The sequence below is a fragment of the Micromonospora sp. B11E3 genome, from assembly GCF_039871625.1.
Lineage (GTDB): Bacteria > Actinomycetota > Actinomycetes > Mycobacteriales > Micromonosporaceae > Micromonospora.
The window spans coordinates 1-21,910 of record NZ_JBDPMC010000007.1 but is presented as its reverse complement, the minus strand read 5'-3'; the positions used below and the strand labels follow the sequence as shown (position 1 = coordinate 21,910).

Annotated in this window: 17 protein-coding genes; 8 read left to right on the top strand and 9 right to left on the bottom strand. The window is 74.0% G+C overall.

Going from position 1 to position 21,910, the window contains the following annotated elements; genetic code table 11:
• Nucleotides 1–12 precede the first annotated feature (12 nt).
• On the top strand, nucleotides 13–978 hold the full coding sequence (locus tag ABGB16_RS05830; protein WP_347666913.1) for a DUF389 domain-containing protein: 966 nt from the start codon (nucleotides 13–15) through the stop codon (nucleotides 976–978).
• A 24-nt stretch (nucleotides 979–1,002) separates the two neighbouring features.
• Here ABGB16_RS05830 and ABGB16_RS05825 read toward each other — a convergent pair whose 3' ends face one another.
• Both ABGB16_RS05825 and ABGB16_RS05820 read right to left on the bottom strand, forming a co-directional pair.
• The gene (locus ABGB16_RS05825; protein WP_347666912.1) at nucleotides 1,003–1,437 is read right to left on the bottom strand and encodes a hypothetical protein; all 435 of its coding nucleotides are present in this window, start codon (nucleotides 1,435–1,437) and stop codon (nucleotides 1,003–1,005) included.
• Between the two features lie 413 nt (nucleotides 1,438–1,850).
• Complete coding sequence (locus tag ABGB16_RS05820) at nucleotides 1,851–4,247, bottom strand: Tex family protein (protein ID WP_347666911.1); 2,397 nt, start codon at nucleotides 4,245–4,247, stop codon at nucleotides 1,851–1,853.
• 96 nt (nucleotides 4,248–4,343) lie between these two features.
• Between ABGB16_RS05820 and dgt the strand changes: the two genes are divergently transcribed.
• Nucleotides 4,344–5,855 (top strand): dGTP triphosphohydrolase, encoded by a 1,512-nt coding sequence (gene dgt, locus ABGB16_RS05815; protein WP_347666910.1) that lies wholly within the window; start codon nucleotides 4,344–4,346, stop codon nucleotides 5,853–5,855.
• A 37-nt stretch (nucleotides 5,856–5,892) separates the two neighbouring features.
• Here dgt and ABGB16_RS05810 read toward each other — a convergent pair whose 3' ends face one another.
• From ABGB16_RS05810 to ABGB16_RS05790, 5 genes are all read right to left on the bottom strand, one after another.
• Nucleotides 5,893–7,035 (bottom strand): MBL fold metallo-hydrolase, encoded by a 1,143-nt coding sequence (locus tag ABGB16_RS05810; RefSeq protein WP_347666909.1) that lies wholly within the window; start codon nucleotides 7,033–7,035, stop codon nucleotides 5,893–5,895.
• A 129-nt stretch (nucleotides 7,036–7,164) separates the two neighbouring features.
• A complete protein-coding gene (locus ABGB16_RS05805) occupies nucleotides 7,165–8,151 on the bottom strand; it encodes a serine hydrolase (protein ID WP_347666908.1) in 987 nt (328 codons plus the stop codon).
• A gap of 509 nt (nucleotides 8,152–8,660) precedes the next feature.
• Nucleotides 8,661–9,422 carry a succinate dehydrogenase/fumarate reductase iron-sulfur subunit gene (locus ABGB16_RS05800; RefSeq protein WP_347666907.1) on the bottom strand — a complete coding sequence of 254 codons (762 nt, stop codon included), beginning with the start codon at nucleotides 9,420–9,422 and terminating at the stop codon, nucleotides 8,661–8,663.
• On the bottom strand, nucleotides 9,419–11,356 hold the full coding sequence (locus ABGB16_RS05795; RefSeq protein ID WP_347666906.1) for a fumarate reductase/succinate dehydrogenase flavoprotein subunit: 1,938 nt from the start codon (nucleotides 11,354–11,356) through the stop codon (nucleotides 9,419–9,421). Before ABGB16_RS05795 ends, ABGB16_RS05800 begins: the two co-directional genes overlap by 4 nt.
• 2 nt (nucleotides 11,357–11,358) lie before the next feature.
• Nucleotides 11,359–12,090, bottom strand: coding sequence for a succinate dehydrogenase cytochrome b subunit (locus tag ABGB16_RS05790; RefSeq protein ID WP_347666905.1), 732 nt, complete (start codon nucleotides 12,088–12,090; stop codon nucleotides 11,359–11,361).
• A 35-nt stretch (nucleotides 12,091–12,125) separates the two neighbouring features.
• On the opposite strand from ABGB16_RS05790, the gene ABGB16_RS05785 reads away from it, so the two are divergent.
• On the top strand, nucleotides 12,126–13,055 hold the full coding sequence (locus ABGB16_RS05785) for a LysR family transcriptional regulator (protein ID WP_347666904.1): 930 nt from the start codon (nucleotides 12,126–12,128) through the stop codon (nucleotides 13,053–13,055).
• Between the two features lie 236 nt (nucleotides 13,056–13,291).
• The gene (gene rfbB / locus ABGB16_RS05780; protein WP_347666903.1) at nucleotides 13,292–14,335 is read left to right on the top strand and encodes a dTDP-glucose 4,6-dehydratase; all 1,044 of its coding nucleotides are present in this window, start codon (nucleotides 13,292–13,294) and stop codon (nucleotides 14,333–14,335) included.
• A gap of 67 nt (nucleotides 14,336–14,402) precedes the next feature.
• Here rfbB and hrpA read toward each other — a convergent pair whose 3' ends face one another.
• The gene (hrpA, locus tag ABGB16_RS05775; protein ID WP_347666902.1) at nucleotides 14,403–18,437 is read right to left on the bottom strand and encodes an ATP-dependent RNA helicase HrpA; all 4,035 of its coding nucleotides are present in this window, start codon (nucleotides 18,435–18,437) and stop codon (nucleotides 14,403–14,405) included.
• A gap of 268 nt (nucleotides 18,438–18,705) precedes the next feature.
• Here hrpA and ABGB16_RS05770 point away from each other — a divergent pair, with 268 nt between their 5' ends.
• Together ABGB16_RS05770 and ABGB16_RS05765 are read left to right on the top strand one after the other, a co-directional pair.
• On the top strand, nucleotides 18,706–19,167 hold the full coding sequence (locus tag ABGB16_RS05770; RefSeq protein WP_347666901.1) for a cytidine deaminase: 462 nt from the start codon (nucleotides 18,706–18,708) through the stop codon (nucleotides 19,165–19,167).
• Nucleotides 19,168–19,254: 87 nt separating this feature from the next.
• Nucleotides 19,255–20,118, top strand: a complete 864-nt coding sequence (locus tag ABGB16_RS05765) for a phytanoyl-CoA dioxygenase family protein (RefSeq protein ID WP_347666900.1) — start codon at nucleotides 19,255–19,257, stop codon at nucleotides 20,116–20,118.
• Nucleotides 20,119–20,170: 52 nt separating this feature from the next.
• On the opposite strand, the gene ABGB16_RS05760 is transcribed toward ABGB16_RS05765, so the two are convergent.
• Entirely contained in the window at nucleotides 20,171–20,539 is a 369-nt protein-coding gene (locus ABGB16_RS05760) for a YciI family protein (RefSeq protein ID WP_347666899.1), read from the bottom strand.
• 126 nt (nucleotides 20,540–20,665) lie between these two features.
• Between ABGB16_RS05760 and ABGB16_RS05755 the strand changes: the two genes are divergently transcribed.
• A complete protein-coding gene (locus ABGB16_RS05755; RefSeq protein ID WP_347666898.1) occupies nucleotides 20,666–21,712 on the top strand; it encodes an iron ABC transporter permease in 1,047 nt (348 codons plus the stop codon).
• Nucleotides 21,709–21,910 (top strand): hypothetical protein (locus tag ABGB16_RS05750; protein ID WP_347666897.1); only part of this gene is annotated, 202 nt, incomplete at its 3' end. The genes ABGB16_RS05755 and ABGB16_RS05750, both read left to right, overlap by 4 nt.

Here is a 21,910-nt window from a genome sequence, read left to right as displayed (position 1 = left end):
GGGAGCGGGCCGTTGCTGCACCTGAGGGTGATCGCCCCGCCCGACCAGACCGCGGCGGTGGCCGACCTGCTGGGCGCCGACCCCGGGGTCACCCACCTGGCGGTGCTCCCGGGCGTGGCCCGGCAGCCCCGGGGCGACCTGATCCTCTGCGACGTGGTCCGCGAGCGGGCCGACAACGTGCTGCGGGGCCTGCAGGAGATCGGCGTGGAGGCGCGCGGCGCGATCGCCGCCGACGACGTGGAGCTCACCCTCTCCACCGCCGCGGAGCACGCCGCCGAGGAGGCGCCGGGCAGCGGCGCGGACGCCGTGGTCTGGGACGAGGTCGCGGCGAAGACCGGCGAGCAGACGGAACTGTCGGCGACCTACCTGGTGCTGATCGTGGTGGCCACCATGATCGCCGGCATCGGGGTGCTGCTCGACCAACCGATCCTGATCGTCGGCGCGATGGTGGTCGGCCCCGAGTTCGGCCCGCTCGCCGCGCTCTGCGTGGCGCTGCTGCGCCGCAGGCCGGCGACCGTCGTCCGCTCGGTGCAGGCCCTCGTGGTGGGCTTCCTGGCCGCCATGTTCGCCACGGTCCTCAGCACCTGGGCGCTCACCGCCGCCGGCCTGGTCCACCGGGGCATGCTGCTGGCCGAGCGGCCGCTGACCGACTTCATCTGGCGCCCCGACGCGCTGTCCTGGGTGGTCGGCCTGCTGGCCGGCGTCGCCGGGATGCTCTCGTTGACCTCCAAGAAGTCCGGCGCCCTGGTCGGGGTCCTGATCTCGGTCACCACCGTGCCGGCCGCCGCGAACGTCGCCGTCGCCGCCGCGTACGGCGTGTGGCACGAGGCGGGCGGCTCGGCGATCCAGTTGGTGATCAACCTGTGCGCGATCGTGCTCGCCGGGCTGGTGACCCTCGCCGTGCAGCAGCTCTGGTGGTGGCACGTGGCCCGGCGGGTCAGGCGCCGGGCGGCCCGGACCGGGGTCGCCGGGCGCTGAACCCGTCCGGCCGTCGGGCCGGGCTCAACCCGCGTCGTCGCCGGCCTCCAGTCGGCGGGTGAGCATGTCGCGCAGCGGCATCGACTCGCCGTCGCGCCCGCCCTCGCCGACGATCAGGGGCGCGGGGCCGGGCGGCGGGTCGGCCCCGAGGACGCGGGCGCGCAGGCTGGCCGGCACGGTCAGCAGGTACCACCGGCCGGCCGTGTCCACCGCACGGGTGTGGGCCCGGTCGACGTACCAGCCCGTCAGCCTGGTCCGGTAGCGACCACGGCCCGCGTACGGCACGGCGGTGAGCCGGGTGGGCGGCAGCCCCCGCCGGGTCGCCTCGGCCACGAACCAGGCCACGATCCGTGCGGCCTCGGCGCGCTCGGCCGCCCGCCGCCGCTCGTCGGCCTCGGCGTGCGCCCGCACCGCCCGCCGCTGCCGCTGCCGCCACGCGAGGCCGTCGTCGGAACCCATGACGGCGACGGTACGCCCGCCCCGGCCGTCGGCATCGGAGGCCGCCCCGGCCGTCGGCACCGGAGGCCGCCCCGGGCAGCGGATCGGATCCCGACCGTCCTCGGTCCCTCTGGAGCTGCCCCCACGGGCGGGGCAGCCGCCGTCGCACGCCTGACCAGCCGCAGGCGGGCGCGTGGACGGGGCAGCTCCAGAGGGGCCGCCGGAGCCACCGCCGGCGGCGGCCTCGCCGAGGGGCCGCTGGAGCCACCGCCGGAAGGCCCTCGCCCCAGGGGCCGCCGGAGGCGCTGCCGGAAGGCCCTCGCCCCAGGAGCCGCCGCAGCACCACCGGCGGCGGCCTCGCCCCTGGAGCGCGGCCGGCAGCGACCGCGCCCGGGAGCCGAGCGCGGTCGCTGCCGGAGGACGCCGCGCCGCCGTCAGGCGAGACCGGCGCGGCGCAGCGCGTCCGCCATCGCCCCGTTGGCCGGCGGCGGGGTGCCGCCGGCCCGGCCCTGCCGCTGCGGGCCGCCCCGCGAGCCGCCGCGCCCCTGGCCGCCCCGGCCGCCGCCCCGCTCGGCGGACTGCTCGCCGCGGGGACCGCCGCGCTCGCGCCGGCCGCCGTCGCCGCCCCGCCCGGCGCCGGGCTCGGCGTCGTCCTCCAGCCGCAGCGTCAGCGAGATCCGCTTGCGCGGCACGTCGACGTCGAGGACCTTGACCCGGACCACGTCGCCGGACTTCACCACGTCGCGCGGGTCCTTGACGAACGTCCGCGACATCGCCGAGACGTGGACCAGGCCGTCCTGGTGCACGCCGACGTCGACGAACGCCCCGAACGCCGCCACGTTGGTGACCACGCCCTCCAGGATCATGCCCGGGGTCAGGTCGCCGATCGTCTCCACGCCCTCGACGAACGTCGCCGTCCGGAACTCCGGGCGCGGGTCGCGGCCCGGCTTCTCCAGCTCGGCGAGGATGTCGGTCACGGTGGGCAGGCCGAACGTGTCGTCGACGAAGTCGGTGGCCCGCAGCCCGCGCAGGATGCCGCTCTGCCCGATCAGCGCGCGTACGTCCCGTCCGGTGTGGGCCAGGATCCGCCGCACCACCGGGTACGCCTCGGGGTGCACGCTGGAGGAGTCCAGCGGGTCGTCGCCGCCGGGGATGCGCAGGAAGCCGGCGCACTGCTCGAACGCCTTCGGGCCGAGCCGGGGCACCTTCCTCAGGTCGGCCCGGGTGCGGAACGGGCCGTTGGCGTCCCGGTGCAGCACGATGTTCTCCGCCAGCCCCGCGCCGATGCCCGACACCCGGGTCAGCAACGGCGCGGACGCGGTGTTGACGTCCACCCCGACGGCGTTCACGCAGTCCTCGACCACTGCGTCCAGCGAACGGGAGAGCTTCACCTCGGACAGGTCGTGCTGGTACTGCCCCACGCCGATCGAGCGCGGGTCGATCTTCACCAGTTCGGCGAGCGGGTCCTGGAGGCGGCGGGCGATGGAGACCGCGCCGCGCAGCGACACGTCCAGGCCCGGCAGCTCCTGCGAGGCGTACGCGGAGGCGGAGTAGACCGACGCGCCGGCCTCGGACACCACCACCTTGGTCAGTTTCAGCTCCGGGTGCCGCTTGATCAGGTCGCCGGCCAGCTTGTCCGTCTCCCGGCTGGCGGTGCCGTTGCCGATGGCGACCAGCTCCACCCGGTGCGCCGCCGCCAGCCTCGCCAGGGTGTCGATCGAGGCGTCCCACTGCCGGCGCGGCTCGTGCGGGTAGATCGTGTCGGTGGCCACCACCTTGCCCGTCGCGTCGACCACCGCCACCTTGACCCCGGTCCGCAGGCCCGGGTCCAGCCCCATCGTCGCCCGCGTGCCGGCCGGGGCGGCGAGCAGCAGGTCGCGCAGGTTGGTGGCGAACACCCGCACCGCCTCCTCCTCGGCGGCCTGCCACAGCCGCATGCGCAGGTCCGCGCCGAGGTGGATGAGGATCCGCGTACGCCAGGCCCAGCGCACCGTGTCGGCCAGCCACCTGTCTGCCGGGCGCCCCTGGTCGGCGACGCCGAACCGGGCGGCGATCGCCGCCTCGTACCGGCTCGGGCCGCTGGCCACGGCGTCGGAGTCGCCCTCCGGCTCCGGGTCCATCGTCAGGTCGAGCGCGCCCTCCTTCTCGCCCCGGAACATCGCCAGGATGCGGTGCGAGGGGAGCTTCGGGTACGGCTCGGCGAAGTCGAAGTAGTCGGCGAACTTGGCCCCGGCCGACTCCTGGCCCTCGCGTACCCGGGACACCAGCCGGCCCCGCGACCACATCTGCTCGCGCAGCGTGCCGATCAGGTCGGCGTCCTCGGCGAAGCGCTCGATGAGGATGGCCCGCGCGCCGTCCAGCGCGGCGGCGGCGTCGGCCACGCCCTTGTCCGCGTCGACGTACCCGGCGGCGGTCGCCTTCGGGTCCTGCGTCGGGTCGGCCAGCAGGGCGTCCGCGAGGGGCTCCAGCCCGGCCTCGCGGGCGATCTGCGCCCGGGTGCGCCGCTTCGGCTTGTACGGCAGGTAGATGTCCTCCAGCCGCGACTTCGAGTCGGCCGCCATGATCTGCGCTTCCAGCGCCTCGTCGAGCTTGCCCTGGCTGCGGATGGACTCCAGCACCGCGGCGCGGCGCTCGTCCAGCTCGCGCAGGTAGCGCAGGCGCTCCTCCAGCGTGCGCAGCTGGGCGTCGTCGAGCAGGCCGGTGGCCTCCTTACGGTAGCGGGCGATGAACGGCACGGTGGCGCCGCCGTCGAGCAGCTCCACGGCCGCCCGGACCTGACGTTCGGCGACGCCGAGCTCGTCGGCGATCCGCTGGTGCACAGACTGGGTCATCTGATCCGCCTTCTCGGGTGGGTTCCGTCCTGCATTGTGCCGGTCGCTCCCGACGAGCTGGCGGCGCACCCGCCGTCCGCTGCTAGCGTGGCGATCATGGATCTTCCCGCTGACCCGCGGGCGCGGCGGCTGTTCGGCGGCAGCGCCCGCGCCCTCGGTGACCTCGCCGGCAGCCCCTTCCGCGCCGACCGGGACCGCATCATCGCCTCGCCCTTCTTCGCCCGGCTGGGCGGGGTCACCCAGGTGGTCAGTCCCGGCGGCTCCGGTCTGCTGGTGCACAACCGGCTCACCCACAGCCTGAAGGTCGCCCAGGTGGCCCGGGCGATCGCCGAGCGGCTCACCGCCGACGGGCGCCGGCGGGACCTGCTGGACAAGCTCGGCGGCTGCGACCCGGACGTGGTGGAGGCCGCCGCGCTCGCCCACGACCTCGGGCACCCGCCGTTCGGGCACCTGGGGGAGCGGGTGCTCGACCGGCTGGCCCGGCAACGTCTCGGCCTGGCCGACGGCTTCGAGGGCAACGCGCAGTCGTACCGGATCGTCACCAGCACCGAGATCCGGGGCGCGGCCACCACCGGGCTCGACCTGACCGCGGCGGTCCGGGCGGCGATGCTGAAGTACCCGTGGACGCGGCTGGACCACCCCGATCCCCATCCGCGGCACCTCGACCCGCCGCCGCGCGGCGCGGCCGCACCGCCGGACGACCCCGACAGCGGCTCGGCGAAGTTCGGCGCGTACCGCACGGAGCTGGACGACCTGCGGCAGGCCCGGGAGCCGTTCGCCGGCCGGATCGCCGACTGGCAGCAGACCGTCGAGGCGTCGGTGATGGACACCGCCGACGACATCGCGTACGCCATCCACGACGTGGAGGACTTCTACCGGGTCGGGGTGCTCCAGCAGGGCGCGGTGGCCGCCGAGCTGATGGCCTGGCAGCGGGAGAACGGGCACTTCCGCGCGGTCACCGAGCCGGCCCTGGCCGGGGCGGCCCGCCGCCCGGGGGCGGCCATCGAACGGCTGCGCCGGCAGTTGCACCGCAAGGACAGCTGGATCGCCGACGACGAGGCGTTCGCCGCGGCCGTCGAGCACGTCCGGGAGGAGTTGGTCGAGGGGCTGCTGGCGCTGCCGTTCGACGGCTCGATCGAGGCCGAGCAGTACGTGGCCCGGTTCTCCGCCCGGTGGACCACCCGGCTCGTGGACGCGATCACCGTGACCGACGCGCCGTCGATGCGCTCCGGGCACGTGCTGCTCGCCCCGGCGCAGTGGCACGAGGTGCAGGTGCTCAAGTTCGTCCACCACCGGTTCGTGCTGGCCCGGCCGGACCTCGCCCTGCACCAGCGCGGCCAGGCCCGGCTGCTGGGCACGCTGGTCGAGGCGCTGTGGGAGTGGCTGCTCGACCCGGAGGAGGAGTCCCGGCTGCCGCGTCGGCTGCACGACCTGGTGGAGCTGGCCGAGGCGGAGCTGCACCCGCGTACGCCGGAGCGGATCGGCCGGGCGCGGGGACGCGCCATCGTCGACTTCGTCGCCCAGCTCACCGACGGGCAGGCGGTGGCGATGCTGGACGCGCTCTCCGGCCGCTCCGGCGCGCTCTGGACGGACGCGTTCGTGCTCTGAAGGCGCGCGCGTTCGCGGGCTGGCGGGCGGGCGCCGCTCAGGCCACGGCCTGCCACCAGCCGTCGACCGGGGGCGGGTCGTCCACCACCACCCGCTCGCCGGGGCGGGGGACGGCGAGCCGGACGTCGCGGGCCTTCGCCTCGGCCCACAGCCGGTCCACCGGCTCCGACCAGTCGTGCAGGGCCAGGTTGAACGTCGCCCAGTGCACCGGGACGAACAACCCGCCGCGCAGGTCGAGGTGGGCGGCGACGGCCTCCTCCGGGAACATGTGGATGCTCGGCCACGCCCGGTCGTACGCGCCGATCTGCATCAGCGTCACGTCGAACGGGCCGTGCTCGGCGCCGATCTCGGCGTACCCGTCGAAGTAGCCGGAGTCGCCGGTGTAGAAGACCCGCCGGTGCGCGCCCGCCACCACCCAGGAGCTCCACAGCGTGCCGTCGCGGCGCAGACCCCGACCGGAGAAGTGCTGGGCGGCGGTGGCGGTGATCGTCAGCTCGCCGACCCGGTGGCTCTCCGACCAGTCCAGCTCGACGATCCGGTGCTCCGGCACGCCCCACCGGTCCAGGTGCGCCCCGACGCCGAGCGGCACCAGGAACGGCGCGGCCTGCCGGGCCGTCAGCTCCCGCACGGTGGCCATGTCGAGGTGGTCGTAGTGGTCGTGGGAGATCAGGATCGCGTCCACGGCCGGCAGTTCGTGCAGGCCCACCGGCGGCTCGTGCAGCCGGCGCGGCCCGACCAGCGCCGACGGGGAGCACCGGTCGCTCCACACCGGGTCGAGCAGCACCCGCCGCCCCTCGATCTCGACCAGGGTGGAGGCGTGGCCGTACCAGACGACGTTCAGCTCGCGCCCGTCGGCCGCGGCGGGCGCGTCGGCCGGGCGCAGCAGCGGCACCTCCGCGCTCGGCCGGCGCTTCTGCTTGCCGAAGATCAGCTCGCGGACGAGGTTGCGGTCCACCGCGCCGGGCATCGACCGGGAGCCCGGCCGGTTGTGGAAGGTGCCGTCGCGGAACTGGGGCGAACGGGCCGCCCGCTCGGCGCGGGCCCCGGTGAGCCGGCCGCCCAGCGCCGCCGGCACGTCCCGCCCCACCCAGGCCAGGCCGGCGACCGCGGCCAGTCCGGCCGCCCCGGGCAGCCGCCGCGCGAGTGCCCGTCGTCCGCCCTGTCCCGCTGGTTCCGCCATCGTCGCGCTCCCCCTTCAACCGGTCGCCCCCGCCAGTACACGGTAGGCCACCGGCGCACCCGCCGGGTCGTCCCCGGGCGGGCCGGCGCGGGGCCGGCCCGCCCGGGGCGCGGGCGACGCGGGCCCGGGTCAGCCGCCGTTGCTGGGGCGGTGCGCCGGCGCGCGATAGGTGCGCCCCGTGCCGGCGAGCCCATCGACCGCGGTCAGGAAGCGGCGGCCCATCCGGGCCCGGGCCTGCACCGCGGGATGGGTCGCGCCGAAGTCGTCCGGGCGGGCCTGGCCGTCGGCGAACAGCGCGTACGTGAGCACCGGCGCGCCGGACGCGTCGAAGATCACCCCCGCCTCCTGCCGGGCGCTGCCGAACCAGCCCGCCTTGGTGCCGATCCGGGCGCGCTCGGCGGAGGACATCTCGCGCCGGATGCCGTCGGTGAACGCGATGGGGGAGCGCAGCAGGTTGAGCAGGAACGACGTCGAGGCGGGCGAGAGCAGCGTGCCCCCCACCAGCGCGCGGAGCAGGTCGTGGGTCTCCCGCGGGGTGCTGGTGCCGAGGTAGAAGCGGTTCGGGTTGGCCACCGGCTCCACCTGCGTGTTCGGGAAGCCCTTCGCCACGAGGATCTGATTGAGCTCGGCGGCCGGGCAGACCAGGCCGCAGAGCCGCACGGCGGTGTCGTCGGAGACGGTGAGCAGGGCGGCCAGCGCGTGCCCGAGGGTGACGCTGCTCGGGTACGCGCCGTCGAGGCTGAAGATGCCGTCCCCGCCCGGGACCACGATCGAGGCTGTGACGTCGACCCGTTGGCTGAGCGTCAGCAGCCCCCGGTCCACCTTGTCGAGCACCGCCGTGGCCACCGCGACCTTGTTGACGCTGTACGCCTGGAGCAGGACGTTCGACTCGTCGGCGACGGCCACCTGCGGCGCGCCGCCCGGGTCGGCGACGCTGACGTACGCCCGCCAGCTGCCCCCCGCGAGCGCTGTCTCCTCGGCGTACGCGGCGGCCACCTGGTCGGCGGCCTGGCGGGGCGTGGTGGCGACGGCGGCGGCGGACGCCGGCCCGGCGGTGCCCAACACCGCCCCGGCCGTGGCCACCGTTCCGAATCCCAGCGCGGTCCTGCGGTTCACCCGGATGGTCAATCGTCTCTCCCGTCGATGGATACGGATCACTGTTCCCGCCACCCTAGGGGAAGAGACTGCGCTGCGTGTGCCCCCGACCTCATGGAGCGAGCATGACACGGGGCCCATGCGGTCGCCCGGTCGCGGGCCCGCCCCGAGGTGCGCGGATCGCGGCTGGTCGGGAGGGGCCGGCACTGTTGGGCGGGGCCTGTGGAGCTGCCCGCGCGGGCGGGGCAGACGTTCGCGGGTGTCGCGCGTGGGGCGGTGGGTGTCAGCCTCGCCCCGCTCACCCGCCGGGTCACCCGGGGCGGGTCGGGGTCGGCCGGGCCGCGGGCGCGTCGACGGGGCAGCTCCACAGGGCCCGCGTGGACCGTGCCGTGCTCGGCGGTGAGTCGGACCTGCCGAGGCGCTGGCCGCGCCGGGGTCGGGGCCGCCCAGGTCCGCAGACGGCCGACCGCCGTGCCCCTGTCGCGGGCACGGCGGTCGGTGTGTTCGCGGGCCTCGGGCCGGCGGCCGGGTCAGCTGCCCGGGGTGTCCCCGCGGACGGCGGTCGCCTTGAGGTAGTCGCGGTTGAGCCGGCCGATGGTGTTCAGCGGGATGCCCTTCGGGCAGACCGCGGTGCACTCACCGGCGTTGGTGCAGCCGCCGAAGCCGGCCTCGTCGTGCGCGTCCAGCATGCCGATCACCCGGGTGTAGCGCTCGGGCTGGCCCTGCGGCAGCAGCGAGAGCTGGGTGACCTTGGCGGCGGTGAACAGCATGCCGGAGCCGTTCGGGCAGGCCGCCACGCACGCGCCGCAGCCGATGCAGGCCGCCGACTCGAAGGCGGCGTCCGCGTTGGCCTTGGCGACCGGCACCGAGTGCGCCTCGGGCGCGCTGCCGGTCGGCGCGGTGATGTACCCGCCCGCGGCGATGATCCTGTCGAACGCGCCGCGGTTGACCACCAGGTCCTTGATGACCGGGAAGGCCCGGGCCCGCCACGGCTCGATGTCGATCGTGTCGCCGTCGGAGAACTGTCGCATGTGCAGTTGGCAGGCCGTGGTGCCGCGCTGCGGCCCGTGCGCCTCGCCGTTGATCATCATGCCGCACATGCCGCAGATGCCCTCGCGGCAGTCGTGGTCGAACGCGACCGGCTCCTCGCCGGCGAGGATGAGCCGCTCGTTGAGCACGTCGAGCATCTCCAGGAACGACATGTCGGGGGAGACGTCGTCGACCTGGTAGGTCACCATCCGACCCTTGTCCTCAGGGCCTTTCTGGCGCCAGATGCGCAGGGTCAGATTCACTTGTAGCTCCGCTGCGTGGGGTGGACGTATTCGAACTTCAGGTCTTCCTTGTGCAGCACCGACGGCTGGCCGGTCGCGGTGAACTCCCAGGCGGCGACGTACGAGAACCGGTCGTCGTCGCGCTGCGCCTCACCGTCGGAGGTCTGGTGCTCGGCGCGGAAGTGGCCGCCGCAGGACTCCTCGCGGTGCAGGGCGTCGATGCACATGAGCTCGGCCAGCTCGAAGAAGTCGGCCACCCGGCCGGCCTTCTCCAGCGACTGGTTGAGCCCCTCGCCGTCGCCGAGCACCCGCACCCGCGTCCAGAACTGCTCGCGCAGCGCCCGGATCTCGTCGATCGCCTTGCGCAGCCCGGCGTCGGTGCGCTCCATGCCGCAGTGTTCCCACATGATCTGGCCCAGCTCGCGGTGGAACGAGTCGACCGTCCGGTCGCCGTCGACCGCCAGCAGCCGCCGGATCCGGTCCTCGACGTCCGCGCGTGCTTCGACCGCCGCCGGGTGGCTGGCGTCGACCTTCTCGAACGGGCCGCCGGCCAGGTAGTTGGCGATCGTGTTGGGCAGCACGAAGTAGCCGTCCGCGAGGCCCTGCATCAGCGCGGAGGCGCCGAGGCGGTTCGCGCCGTGGTCGGAGAAGTTGGCCTCGCCGATCACGAACAGGCCCGGGACGGTCGACTGGAGGTCGTAGTCGACCCACAGGCCACCCATCGTGTAGTGCACGGCGGGGTAGATCCGCATCGGGACCTCGTACGGGTCCTCGCCGGTGATCCGCTCGTACATCTCGAAGAGGTTGCCGTACTTCGCCTCGACGGCGCTGCGACCCAGGCGCCCGATGGCGTCGGCGAAGTCCAGGTAGACGCCCAGCCCGCTCGGGCCGACGCCGCGGCCCTGGTCGCAGACGGCCTTGGCGGCCCGGGAGGCGATGTCCCGGGGCACCAGGTTGCCGAAGGAGGGGTAGATCCGCTCCAGGTAGTAGTCCCGCTCGTCCTCGGGGATGTCCTTCGGGTTGCGGTCGTCGCCCTCGGCCTTCGGCACCCACACCCGGCCGTCGTTGCGCAGCGACTCGCTCATCAGGGTCAGCTTCGACTGGTGGTCGCCGGAGACCGGGATGCAGGTCGGGTGGATCTGGGTGTAGCAGGGGTTGGCGAAGTACGCGCCCTTGCGGTGCGCCCGCCAGGTGGCGGTGACGTTGCAGCCCTTGGCGTTGGTGGAGAGGTAGAAGACGTTGCCGTAGCCGCCGGAGGCGAGCACGACGGCGTCCGCGAACTCGCATGTGATCTCGCCGGTGACCAGGTCACGGACCACGATGCCGCGGGCCCGGCCGTCGACGACGATCAGCTCGAGCATCTCGTGCCGGGCGTTCATCTCCACGTTGCCCAGGCCGATCTGCCGTTCGAGGGCCTGGTACGCCCCGAGCAGCAGCTGCTGACCCGTCTGGCCCCGGGCGTAGAAGGTGCGCTGCACCTGCGCGCCGCCGAACGAGCGGGTGTCGAGCAGGCCGCCGTACTCGCGGGCGAACGGCACGCCCTGCGCCACGCACTGGTCGATGATGTTGACCGACACCTCGGCCAGCCGGTGCACGTTCGACTCCCGGGAGCGGAAGTCGCCGCCCTTGACGGTGTCGTAGAACAGCCGGTGCACCGAGTCGCCGTCGTTGCGGTAGTTCTTCGCGGCGTTGATGCCGCCCTGCGCCGCGATCGAGTGCGCCCGGCGCGGACTGTCCTGGTAGCAGTACGACTTGACCTGGTATCCCTGCTCGCCCAGCGTGGCCGCGGCCGAGCCGCCGGCCAGGCCGGTGCCGACCACGATCACCGTCATCTTCCGGCGGTTGGCCGGGTTGACCAGCTTGGCCGAGAAGCGGCGGCGGTCCCAGCGGGTCTCGATCGGGCCGTCGGGAGCCTTGGTGTCGGCGATCGGGTCGCCCTCGGTGTAGAGATCCATGGTCAGGCCACCAATCCGGTGAGTACGGCGAACGGGACCACCAGGTAGCCGGCGCTGAGCGCGACGGCGAGGACCAGCGCGACGGCGCGCGCCCGGCGCTCACCCTTCGGGGTCTGCTGGCCGAGGCTGCGGAACGCGCTGAAGGCGCCGTGGCGCAGGTGGAAGCCCACCGCCACGATCGCCAGGGTGTAGAAGAGCGTGACGTACCAGCGCTCCGGGGCGAAGTCGGCGACCACGTTGCCGTACGGGTTGCCGGCGTCGCCCTGGGGGTTCAGGTGACCGGTGGTCAGGTCCAGGATGTGGTAGATCACGAAGAGCAGGATGATCACCCCACCCCAGCGCATCGTGCGGGCGGCGTAGCTGCCCTTCACGGCCTTGCGGTGGGCGTACCGGACCGGCCGGGCGGCCCGGGCGCGCAGGGCGAGCGCGGTCGCCGCGCCGATGTGGGCCAGCACGGCCACGAGCAGGACCGTGCGCTGCAGCCACAGGTACCCGGTCGGGGGCAGCAGCGGGCTGCCGAGCTCGCGCAGCCAGTGCGCGTAGTGGTCGAACGAGGTCTCCCCCGTGAACACCTTGAGGTTGCCGAGCATGTGCACGACGAGGAACAGCACCAGGAGGATGCCCGTCACCGCCATGACGGCCTTGAGGCCGACGCTGGAGCGGATGGGCGACCGAGTTTTCGTGACTACCACGAGACCGACGCTAGGAGTACTTGGATTAGTCGTCCAATGCATCGAAGTCGCAGTCTTGATAGCTTTAAGCTATGTAGGTGCAGCTCCATCAGCTCCGATACTTCGTCGCGGTCGCAGAACTACGACATTTCACCCAGGCCGCTGACCTCGTCGGCATCACCCAGCCCTCGCTGAGTAAGCAAATTCACGCCCTGGAGACCGACCTCGGGACCCCGCTGTTCGAGCGGGTGCGGGGCAGGATCGCCCTCACGGCCGCCGGCGAGGTGCTGCTGCCGCTGGCCAAGCGCATCCTCGCGGACGTGGAGACGGCCACCCGAGAGGTGCAGGAACTGGTCGGCCTGCGGCGCGGCCGGGTGCGCCTCGGCGCCACCCCGAGCCTGGCCACCTCTTTGGCCCCGCCGGTGCTGCGCCGGTTCCGCGACGCCCACCCGAACGTCGACCTGCGGGTGGAGGAGGGCGGCTCGCAGGACCTGGTCCGCGACCTGCTCCGGGGCGACCTCGACCTGGCACTGATCATCATGCCCGCCCAGGGTGCGGACCCAGGGCTGCGTGCCGATCCGATCCTGCGGGAGAGCCTGGTGGTGGCCTCCCTCGACGAGTTGCCGGGCACCCTGCCGAACGGCGAGCTGCGCATCACCGACCTGCGCGGCCGGCCCCTCGTGATGTTCCGCGAGGGGTACGACCTGCGCGACGCCACCCTCCAGGCGTGCCGGGAGGCGGGGTTCGAGCCCACCGTGTCCGTCGACGGGGGCGAGATGGACGCCGTACTCGGCTTCGTCGAGGCCGGCCTCGGGGCGGCGCTCGTGCCGGGCATGGTGGTGGCCCGCCGCCCCGGCATCCGGGTCACCCGGCTGGCCCCGCCCGGGGTGCGTCGGACCATCGCGGTGGCCCGCCGCCGCGACGTGGTGCCCACCCACGCCGGGCGCGAGCTGCGGCGCATCCTCATGGAGTACGTCCACGCCGCGATTGCGCAGGACGACCTGCCGCCCGGCGTGGAGCCGCGTTGAGGGGGGCATCCCGTTATAGCCTCACTGAGGTAAATCGACCTTAAGCGCACCGAATGTCCACATATGTGCCGCCTTGTCGCTTATGGTGGAGCCTTGCACAGGGGCAGAACGCCCCACTACTCGCAGTACCGCCGGACGCTCGGGGGATCCGGACCCGGCCGGTGCGCGGGCGAACCACACGGCGAGGTCGTGTGGAGGAGTCGATGCGCGGGTTCGCGTGGCAGGGAGGCCACCACATGAGGATCCTGGTTACCGGCGGTGCCGGCTTCATCGGATCGCACTTCACCCGGTGCCTGCTGAACGGGCGGTACGTCGGGTTCGAGGACTGCGACGTCACGGTGATCGACAAGCTGACCTACGCCAGTGACCGGCACAACCTGCCCGCCAGCCACCCCCGGCTGGCCTTCGTGCACGGCGACATCTGCGACCGCGAACTGCTCGCGGACCTCGTCCCCGGGCACGACGCGGTCGTGCACTTCGCGGCCGAGTCCCACGTGGACCGGTCGATCGACGACCCGGCGCCGTTCTTCGAGACGAACGTGATGGGCTCGCACCACCTGTTGGCCGCCTGCGCCCGGGCGGGCGTGGGCCGGGTGGTGCACGTCTCCACCGACGAGGTGTACGGGTCGATCACCGACGGCTCGTGGACCGAGCGCTGCCTGCTGGAGCCCAACTCCCCGTACGCGGCGTCGAAGGCGGCCAGCGACTGCGTGGTCCGCTCCTACTGGCGCACGTACGACGTCGACGTGTCGATCACCCGCTGCGCCAACAACTACGGCCCGTACCAGCACGTGGAGAAGGTCATTCCGCGCTTCGTCACCAGCCTGCTCACCGGCGGCGACATCACCCTGCACGGCGACGGCGGCGCGGTCCGCGAGTGGCTGCACGTCGACGACCACTGCCGGGCGATCTCGCTGGTGCTGGCGAAGGGGCGCGCCGGCGAGGTCTACAACATCGGCGGCGACGTCGAGCTGACGAACCGGGCGCTGGCCGAGAAGATCCTGCTGCTGGCCGGGGCCGGCTGGGACCGGGTCCGGCACGTCGCCGACCGCAAGGTACAGGACCAGCGGTACTCCCTCGACTACACGAAGATCCAGGAGGAGCTCGGCTTCGAGCCGCAGATCCGGTTCGCCGACGGGCTGACCGAGGTCTTCCACTGGTACCGGGAGAACCGGGCCTGGTGGGCGCACGCGTACCCGGAACACCGCCCCGGGACGCCGCTCACCAACTCGGTCCGGGGCCTCCCGGTCGGTCGCGCGGTGCCCGCCCCGGTGCACTGACCGCGACCGCCGTGCCGGCCCGCCCCCGCCCGCTGCCCGAGCGCAGGCGGGGGCGGGTCGGCGCGGTTCATCCCTCGGCGTCGTCCATCGCCCGGTAGATCCGCTGCTCCGAGACCGGGTACGGGGTGCCCAGCGCCTGGGCGAACACGTTCACCCGCAGCTCCTCGATCATCCAGCGGATCTGCCGGACAGCCGCCGAGCGGCGGCGGCTCGGCGGCAGCGCGGCGAGCATGTCGTCGTACTCCCGCTGGACGGCCGCGATCCGGTCCTGCTGCTGGCGGTCCCGCTGCGGGTTACCGGGCAGCCGGTCCAGCCGCCGCTCGATCGCCGTCAGGTAGCGCAGCAGGTCGGGCAGGCGGGCGTACCCGGTCTCGGTGACGAACCCGGCGTGCACCAGGCCGGAGAGCTGGGCCCGGATGTCGGCCAGGGCGCTCACGACCGCCAGGTTCTGGGTCCGGCCGAGCCGCTGCTCGACCGCGTACGCGGCGGTGAGGACCTGGCGGACCCGGCCCATCACCTCGACCACCGTGTCGACCAGGTCGGCGCGGACGGCCTCGCGCAGCGCGGCGAAGCCCTCGGCGTCCCAGGCCGGGCCGCCGGCGTCGGCCACGAGCCTGTCGATCGCCGCCCCGGTGGCGTCGGAGATGAGCTGCTGCACGCCCCCGTGCGGGTTGCGGCTCAGCGCCAGCTTCGCCTCGTTGGACAGCCGCCCCTGCAGGAACTTCGCCGGCGACGGCAGGGTCAGCCGCAGCAGCCGGCGGGTGCCCGCCCAGTGCGCGGCGGCCTGCTCGGCCTCGGTGTCGAACACCTTCACCCCGACGGTGTCGCCCTCGTCCACCAGCGCCGGGTACGCCGTGACCGCGTACCCGGCGCGGACCTGCTCGATGGTGCGCGGCAGCGCGCCGATGCTCCACTCCGTCAGGCCGCTGCGGGCCACGTCCGGCGCGGCGGCGGCCACCACCTGGCGTACCTCCTGGCGGAGCCGGCGTTGCAGCGCCGGCAGGTCCTTGCCCTCGGCCACCGGCTTGTTCTCCTCGTCGGTGACCCGGAAGGTGACCCGCAGGTGCGGCGGCAGCCGCTCGACGTCCCAGGCGTCCCGGGGCACGGTCACCCCGGTCATCCGGCGCAGCTGCCGGGTCAGCGCGTCCAGCAGCGGCTCCTGGCCCGCCGGCATCGCCGCCAGGGCCGCGCGGGCGTAGTCGGGCACCGGGACGAAGTTGCGCCGGATCGCCTTGGGCAGCGACCGGATCAGCGCGACCACCAGCTCCTCGCGCAGGCCGGGCACCTGCCAGTCGAAGCTCTCCGCCGGCACCTGGTTGAGCAGCGGCAGCGGGATGTCCACGGTCACCCCGTCGGTGGGGGTGCCCGGGTCGAAGGTGTACGTCAGCGGCAGCGTCACCCCGTCGGCGGACCACTCGTCCGGGTAGTCGGCCTCGTCGACCCCGCCCCGGCCCGCGTGCACCAGCAGCTCGCGGCTGAAGGTGAGCAGGTCCGGCCGCTCCCGCCGGGTCTTCTTCCACCAGGCGTCGAAGTGCCGGCCGGAGACCACGTCGGCGGGGATCCGCTCGTCGTAGAACTGGAAGATCGTCTCGTCGTCGACCAGGATGTCCCGGCGCCGGGCCCGGTTCTCCAGCTCCTCGACGTCGGCGAGCAGCTTCCGGTTGTCCTTCCAGAACTGGTGGTGGGTGGACCAGTCGCCCTCCACCAGGGCGTGCCGGATGAACAGCTCCCGGGACAACGCCGGGTCGATCCGGCCGAAGTTGACCTTCCGCGACGTGACGATCGGGACGCCGTACAGGGTGACCTTCTCGTACGCCATCACCGCCGCCTGCTTCTTCTCCCAGTGCGGCTCGCTGTAGCTGCGTCTGACCAGGTGCTGGGCGAGCGGTTCGACCCATTCGGGCTCGATGCGGCCGTTGACCCGCCCCCAGAGCCGGGAGGTCTCCACGAGCTCGGCGGACATCACCCAGCGCGGCGGCTTCCTGAACAGCGCCGAGCCGGGGAACAGGCCGAACTTGGCGCCCCGGGCGCCCAGGTACTCGTGCTTCTGCGCGTCCTTGAGCCCGATGTGGGAGAGCAGCCCGGCCAACAGCGACTGGTGCACCCGCGGGGTGTCGATCTCCTCCGGCAGGTCCGCCCCGCCCCGGCGCCGCCCGCCGTCCCCGCCGTTCCCGCCGTCCGGCGCCGGCCGCCCGCCGCCCTGCTCCGGCGTACGCAGCACCTGGCGCAGCTGGCTGACGATGTCCTGCCACTCGCGGACCCGCAGGTAGTTCAGGTACTCCGCCCGGCACATCCGGCGGAAGGCGCTGGACGACAGCTCCCGCTGCTGCTCGCGCAGGTACCGCCACAGGTTGAGCAGCGCGACGAAGTCGGACTCCTTGTCGGTGAACCGGGCGTGCGCCTGGTCGGCCTGGGCCTGCTTCTCCGCCGGCCGCTCCCGAGGGTCCTGGATGGACAGGGCGGCGGCGATCACCAGCACCTCGGTGGCGCAGCCGTTGCGCTCGCCCTCGACGACCATCCGGGCCAGCCGGGGGTCGACGGGGAGCTGGGCCAGCCGCCGGCCCAGCGGGGTGAGCCGCTTCGCCGGGTCGGTCTCGGCCGGGTCGAGCGCGCCCAGCTCGTGCAGCAGGTTCACGCCGTCGGCGATGTTGCGCCGGTCCGGCGGGTCGATGAACGGGAACGCGGCGACGTCACCCAGCCCGATCGAGGTCATCTGGAGGATGACCGACGCCAGGTTGGTGCGCAGGATCTCCGGGTCGGTGAACTCGGGGCGGGCCAGGAAGTCCTGCTCGTCGTACAGCCGGATGCAGATGCCGTCCGAGGTACGCCCGCAGCGGCCCTTGCGCTGGTTGGCCGACGCCTGGGAGATCGGCTCGATCGGCAGCCGCTGCACCTTCAACCGACTGGAGTAGCGCGAGATCCGGGCGGTGCCCGGGTCCACCACGTACTTGATGCCGGGCACGGTCAGCGACGTCTCCGCGACGTTGGTGGCGAGCACGACCCGGCGCCCGGCGTGCGGGGCGAACACCCGGTGCTGCTCGGCGGCCGACAGCCGGGCGTACAGCGGCAGGATCTCGGTGCCGCGCAGTGCTGGCTTGCGCTCCACCAGCTTGCCCAGCGCGTCGGCGGTGTCCCGGATCTCCCGCTCGCCGCTGAGGAAGACCAGGACGTCGCCCGGCCCCTCGGCGGCCAGCTCCTCGACCGCGTCGCCGATCGCCTCGATCTGGTCGCGGACGTTCTCCTCGTCCCCGTCGTCCCCGTCGTTCTCGGCCTCGACGACCTCGACCAGCGGCCGGTACCGCACCTCCACCGGGTACGTCCGCCCGGAGACCTCCACGACCGGCGCGGGGTTGCCCTCGGCATCGGCGAAGTGCTTCGCGAACCGCTCGGTCTCGATGGTCGCCGAGGTGATGACCACCTTCAGGTCGGGCCGGCGGGGGAGGAGCTGCCTGAGGTAGCCCAGGATGAAGTCGATGTTCAGGCTGCGCTCGTGCGCCTCGTCGATGATCAGGGTGTCGTACTGGCGCAGCATCCGGTCGGTCTGCAGCTCGGCCAGCAGGATGCCGTCGGTCATCAGCTTGACCAGGCTGCGGTCGCTGACCTGGTCGGTGAAGCGGACCTTGTAGCCGACCACGTCGCCCAGCTCGGTGCCGAGCTCCTCGGCGATCCGGTCCGCGACCGTGCGGGCGGCCAGCCGACGGGGCTGGGTGTGCCCGATCAGCCCGTGCACCCCGCGCCCCAGCTCCAGGCAGATCTTGGGCAGCTGGGTGGTCTTGCCGGAGCCGGTCTCGCCCGCGACGATCACCACCTGGTGGTCGCGGATCGCGTCCGCGATGTCGTCCTTGCGCTCGCTGACCGGCAGCCCGACGGGGTACGTGATCCGTGGCACCGCCGCCCGGCGGCCCGCCAGGCGCTGCTCGGCCCGGGCGACGTCGGCGGCGATCTCGGCGAGCGCGGCCTCGCGCCGCTGCGGGTCCCGCAGCCGGCGGACCCCGTCGAGGCGGCGCTGGAGCCGGCGCTGGTCGCGGAACATCAGGGCGGGCAGGCGGCGGTGCAGCTCGCGGACGGTGTCGGGTGCGGCGGGTGCGGCTGGATTCTGCATGTCGTCGCCAAGGATAGGCAGCGGCGCGCCGGGCCGCTCCCGGGTTACCGGGGCTGCGGCGGAGGTGGCCGGCCGGCGGGTCGTTCCGGGGCTGCGGCGGCACGGGCCGCCCCCGGCTCGTCGCGGTCTCCGACCCCCGGCTCGTCGCGGTCTCCGACCCCCGGCTCGTCGCGGTCTCCGACCCCCGGCTCGTCGCGGTCTCCGACCCCCGGCTCGTCACGGTCTAGAGTTGTCCGCCGACACCGACCACGGGGGCCGAGGGATGACGATGCGGGACACGGACCGGGCGCTGGTGCAGGCCGCGACGGCGGTCGCCAAGCTGCGCTGCCGCAGCGACAACCACACCGTCGCCGCCGCGGCCCGCACGGCCGACGGCCGGGTCTTCACCGGCGTCAACGTCTACCACTTCACCGGCGGCCCGTGCGCCGAGATCGTCGCCATCGGGGCCGCCGCGACCCAGGGCGCGGGGGAGCTGGAGACCATCGTCGCGGTGGGCGACCGGGGGCGGGGCGTGCTCCCGCCGTGCGGCCGGTGCCGGCAGGTGCTGCTGGACTACTTCCCGTCGATCCGGGTCATCGTCGGCCCGATGGACGCACTGCGCGCGGTGCCCGTCGCCGACCTGCTGCCCGACACGTACGTCTGGGCGGACCACCAGGTGGAGGTGCCGGTGGCGCCGCGCGCCGAGGCGGCGCCGGTGGTGCCGGACAGCCGTCCGGCCGCCGAGGACTGACTGCTGCCGGCAACGGGGCCCGCCTGGTCTTGCGGCGGTTCTACAACGTTGTAATACTCGGGTCTCGTCCGCGGACGAGGAGGCCCGATGACGCCGCACGCCGCCCCGGCCACCGCGCACCCCGCCAGCCCCGCACCGGACGACGAGGTCCCCGTCGACGCCCTCGGTGACCTGTACCGCGACGGCATCACCGCCCGCCGCGGCGCCTTCTCCGTGGACTGGGTCGAGCGGGTCGCCGAGGACGTCGACGCGGCGTTCCGGGAGGCCCGCGCCCGGCCGGGCGGCGCGATCGGACGTGGCCCCGAGCGGTGGTACGTGGAGATCCACCCCGAGCAGCTACGCGGCTTCGTCGACCTGGTCACCCACCCCTGGGGCGTCGCGGTGTGCCGCGCGGTGCTGGGCCCCGACTACGAGATCGTCGAGCTGGGCTTCGACATCCCGTTCCCTGGCGCGGCGTTGCAGCCCTGGCACCGGGACTTCCCGATGCCGGAGGAGACCCGGCTGCGGCGCCGGCTCACCTCGCTGGCGTTCAACCTGACCACGGTGGACACCGTGGAGGAGATGGGGCCGTTCGAGATCGCCCCCGGCACCCACTGGGACGACGGCCGCGACTTCGACCACGAGATGTTCCCGGCCAGGGACCGTTACCCCCGCTACGAGGCCCGCGCGGTGCGCAAGTATCCGCAGCGGGGCGACATCTCGGCGCGCTCCGCGCTCACCATCCACCGGGGGACGCCGAACGTCGGCGACGTACCCCGGCCCGTGCTGGTGCTCGGGATCGACGCGCCGGGCGCGGGTAACGCCGACCATCACGACATGGCGGTGACCCGCGGCTACTGGGAGAGCCTGCCGGAACTCGTCCGTGCCCACCTGCGCTGTCCCGTGGTGGACGCCCTCGTGCCGATCCGGCAGAAGCACACCATCGAAGGGCTGGTGATGGCCGCGGAGTGACGCCGCCCCGGGCCGGGTCGGTCGCCCGAGGCCGTCACGAGCATCGTCCACCTCACCGGTACACGTCCCCGGCGGCGGCCTCCAGCATGGCCACCGGGATCGGCACCTCCCCGAACCGGACGCTGCCCTCCGGCACCCGCCAGCTCGCCACCCGCGCCACGAGCCGGCCCGCCCGCACCGCCGGGTCGTCGCGGTACAGCTCGCGGGCCTCGTCGGGGCCGACGGGGAGCATCACGAAGCCGGACATCCGCTCGTCGTCGGGGTCGACGAACGGGCCGGCCGCCAGGACCAGGCCCCGCTCGACCAGCCCCGCGTGGTGGGCCAGGTGGGCGTCCCGCAGCCGCTCGGCGGCGTTCGGGGGCAGCTCCGGCGCGTCCGGCGGCCGGACCAGGAGCACGACGGTGTGCTGGTCGTATCGCATGTGGTCAGCGTATGGGTGGGTCTGCCCGGTTGGTCCCGCCATCGAGCGAACGGGATGACGGCCCCCTGCTCAGGCGGCCTTGGATCGCGAGCTAAGGTAAGGCGTACCTAAGTTAAGGGGAGCTTCGTGACCACCGTCGCCGCGCGACCGATCCGGGCCGGCAACCGGACCGCCCGGGGCCTGGGCCGCCGGGCCGGCGTCACCGCAGCGGCCGCGCTCCTGCTGGCGCTCGCCGTGCTGGCGAGCCTCGCCCTCGGCAGCCGGCCGCTCGCGCCCGGCGCGGTGTGGCACGCGCTGGTCGCCCCCGACGGCGGCGACGCCAGCACCATCGTCCGGGAGCTGCGGATGCCGCGTACCGCCCTGGGCCTCGCCGTCGGCCTCGCGCTCGCCGTCGCCGGGGTGCTGTTCCAGGCGCTGACCCGCAACCCGCTGGCCGAGCCGCGCATCCTCGGCGTCAGCGCCGGCGCGTCGTTCGGCGTGGTCCTGGCCATCGCCGTCTTCGGCGTCGGCAGCCTCACCGGGTACGTCTGGTTCGGCATCGCCGGGGCGCTGCTGGCCGGCCTGGTCGTGTTCGTGGTGGCCAACCGGACCCGCGAGGGGGCCTCGCCGGTCACCCTCGCGCTCGTCGGCGCGGCGCTCGACGCCAGTCTCGGCGCCGTCGTGTACGCGCTGCTCAGCATCGACGCCCGCACCTTCGAGGAGTACCGGTTCTGGGTGGTCGGCGGGCTGACCGGCCGGGACGTCGGCGTCGCCGCGCAGGTGCTGCCGTTCGTCCTCGCCGGGCTCGCGCTCGCCGCCCTGGTCGCCCGGGGCCTCGACGCGCTCGCCCTCGGCGACGACGTGGCCCGGGGCCTCGGCCACCGGATCGGCCTGGTCCGCCTCGGCGGCGGTGCGGCCGGGGTGCTGCTCACCGGGGCGGCCGTCGCGGCGGCCGGGCCGATCGCGTTCGTCGGCCTCGCCGTGCCGCACCTGGCCCGCGCCCTGGTCGGCGCGGACCACCGCTGGACCCTGGCCGTCGCCGCCCTGCTCGGGCCGGCCCTGCTGCTCGGCGCCGACGTCGTCGGACGGCTCGTCGCCCCACCCGGCGAGGTGCCCGCCGGGGTGGTCACCGCGCTCGTGGGCGCCCCGCTGCTGGCGTTCCTCGTCCGCCGGGCGAAGGTGGTGACGGCATGAGGGAGCGCGGCGAGCGAATCGGCCTGTTCAGTGTCACGGCTCATGACGGCGCCGAGCGCAGCGCGGTGACGGGCATGAGGGAGCGCGGCGAGCGAATCGGCCTGTTCAGTGTCACGGCTCATGACGGCGCCGAGCGCAGCGCGGTGACGGGCATGAGGGAGCGCGGCGAGCGAATCGGCCTGTTCAGTGTCACGGCTC

What these genes read in the sequence shown, in the direction of transcription:
- ABGB16_RS05795 (WP_347666906.1), bottom strand. Translation starts at nt 11,356, where the DNA reads ATGGATCTCTACACCGAGGGCGACCCGATCGCCGACACCAAGGCTCCC.
- rfbB (WP_347666903.1), top strand. Translation starts at nt 13,292, where the DNA reads ATGAGGATCCTGGTTACCGGCGGTGCCGGCTTCATCGGATCGCACTTC.
- hrpA (WP_347666902.1), bottom strand. Translation starts at nt 18,437, where the DNA reads ATGCAGAATCCAGCCGCACCCGCCGCACCCGACACCGTCCGCGAGCTG.
- ABGB16_RS05825 (WP_347666912.1), bottom strand. Translation starts at nt 1,437, where the DNA reads ATGGGTTCCGACGACGGCCTCGCGTGGCGGCAGCGGCAGCGGCGGGCG.
- dgt (WP_347666910.1), top strand. Translation starts at nt 4,344, where the DNA reads ATGGATCTTCCCGCTGACCCGCGGGCGCGGCGGCTGTTCGGCGGCAGC.
- ABGB16_RS05810 (WP_347666909.1), bottom strand. Translation starts at nt 7,035, where the DNA reads ATGGCGGAACCAGCGGGACAGGGCGGACGACGGGCACTCGCGCGGCGG.
- ABGB16_RS05820 (WP_347666911.1), bottom strand. Translation starts at nt 4,247, where the DNA reads ATGACCCAGTCTGTGCACCAGCGGATCGCCGACGAGCTCGGCGTCGCC.
- ABGB16_RS05770 (WP_347666901.1), top strand. Translation starts at nt 18,706, where the DNA reads ATGCGGGACACGGACCGGGCGCTGGTGCAGGCCGCGACGGCGGTCGCC.
- ABGB16_RS05760 (WP_347666899.1), bottom strand. Translation starts at nt 20,539, where the DNA reads ATGCGATACGACCAGCACACCGTCGTGCTCCTGGTCCGGCCGCCGGAC.
- ABGB16_RS05765 (WP_347666900.1), top strand. Translation starts at nt 19,255, where the DNA reads ATGACGCCGCACGCCGCCCCGGCCACCGCGCACCCCGCCAGCCCCGCA.
- ABGB16_RS05790 (WP_347666905.1), bottom strand. Translation starts at nt 12,090, where the DNA reads ATGCATTGGACGACTAATCCAAGTACTCCTAGCGTCGGTCTCGTGGTA.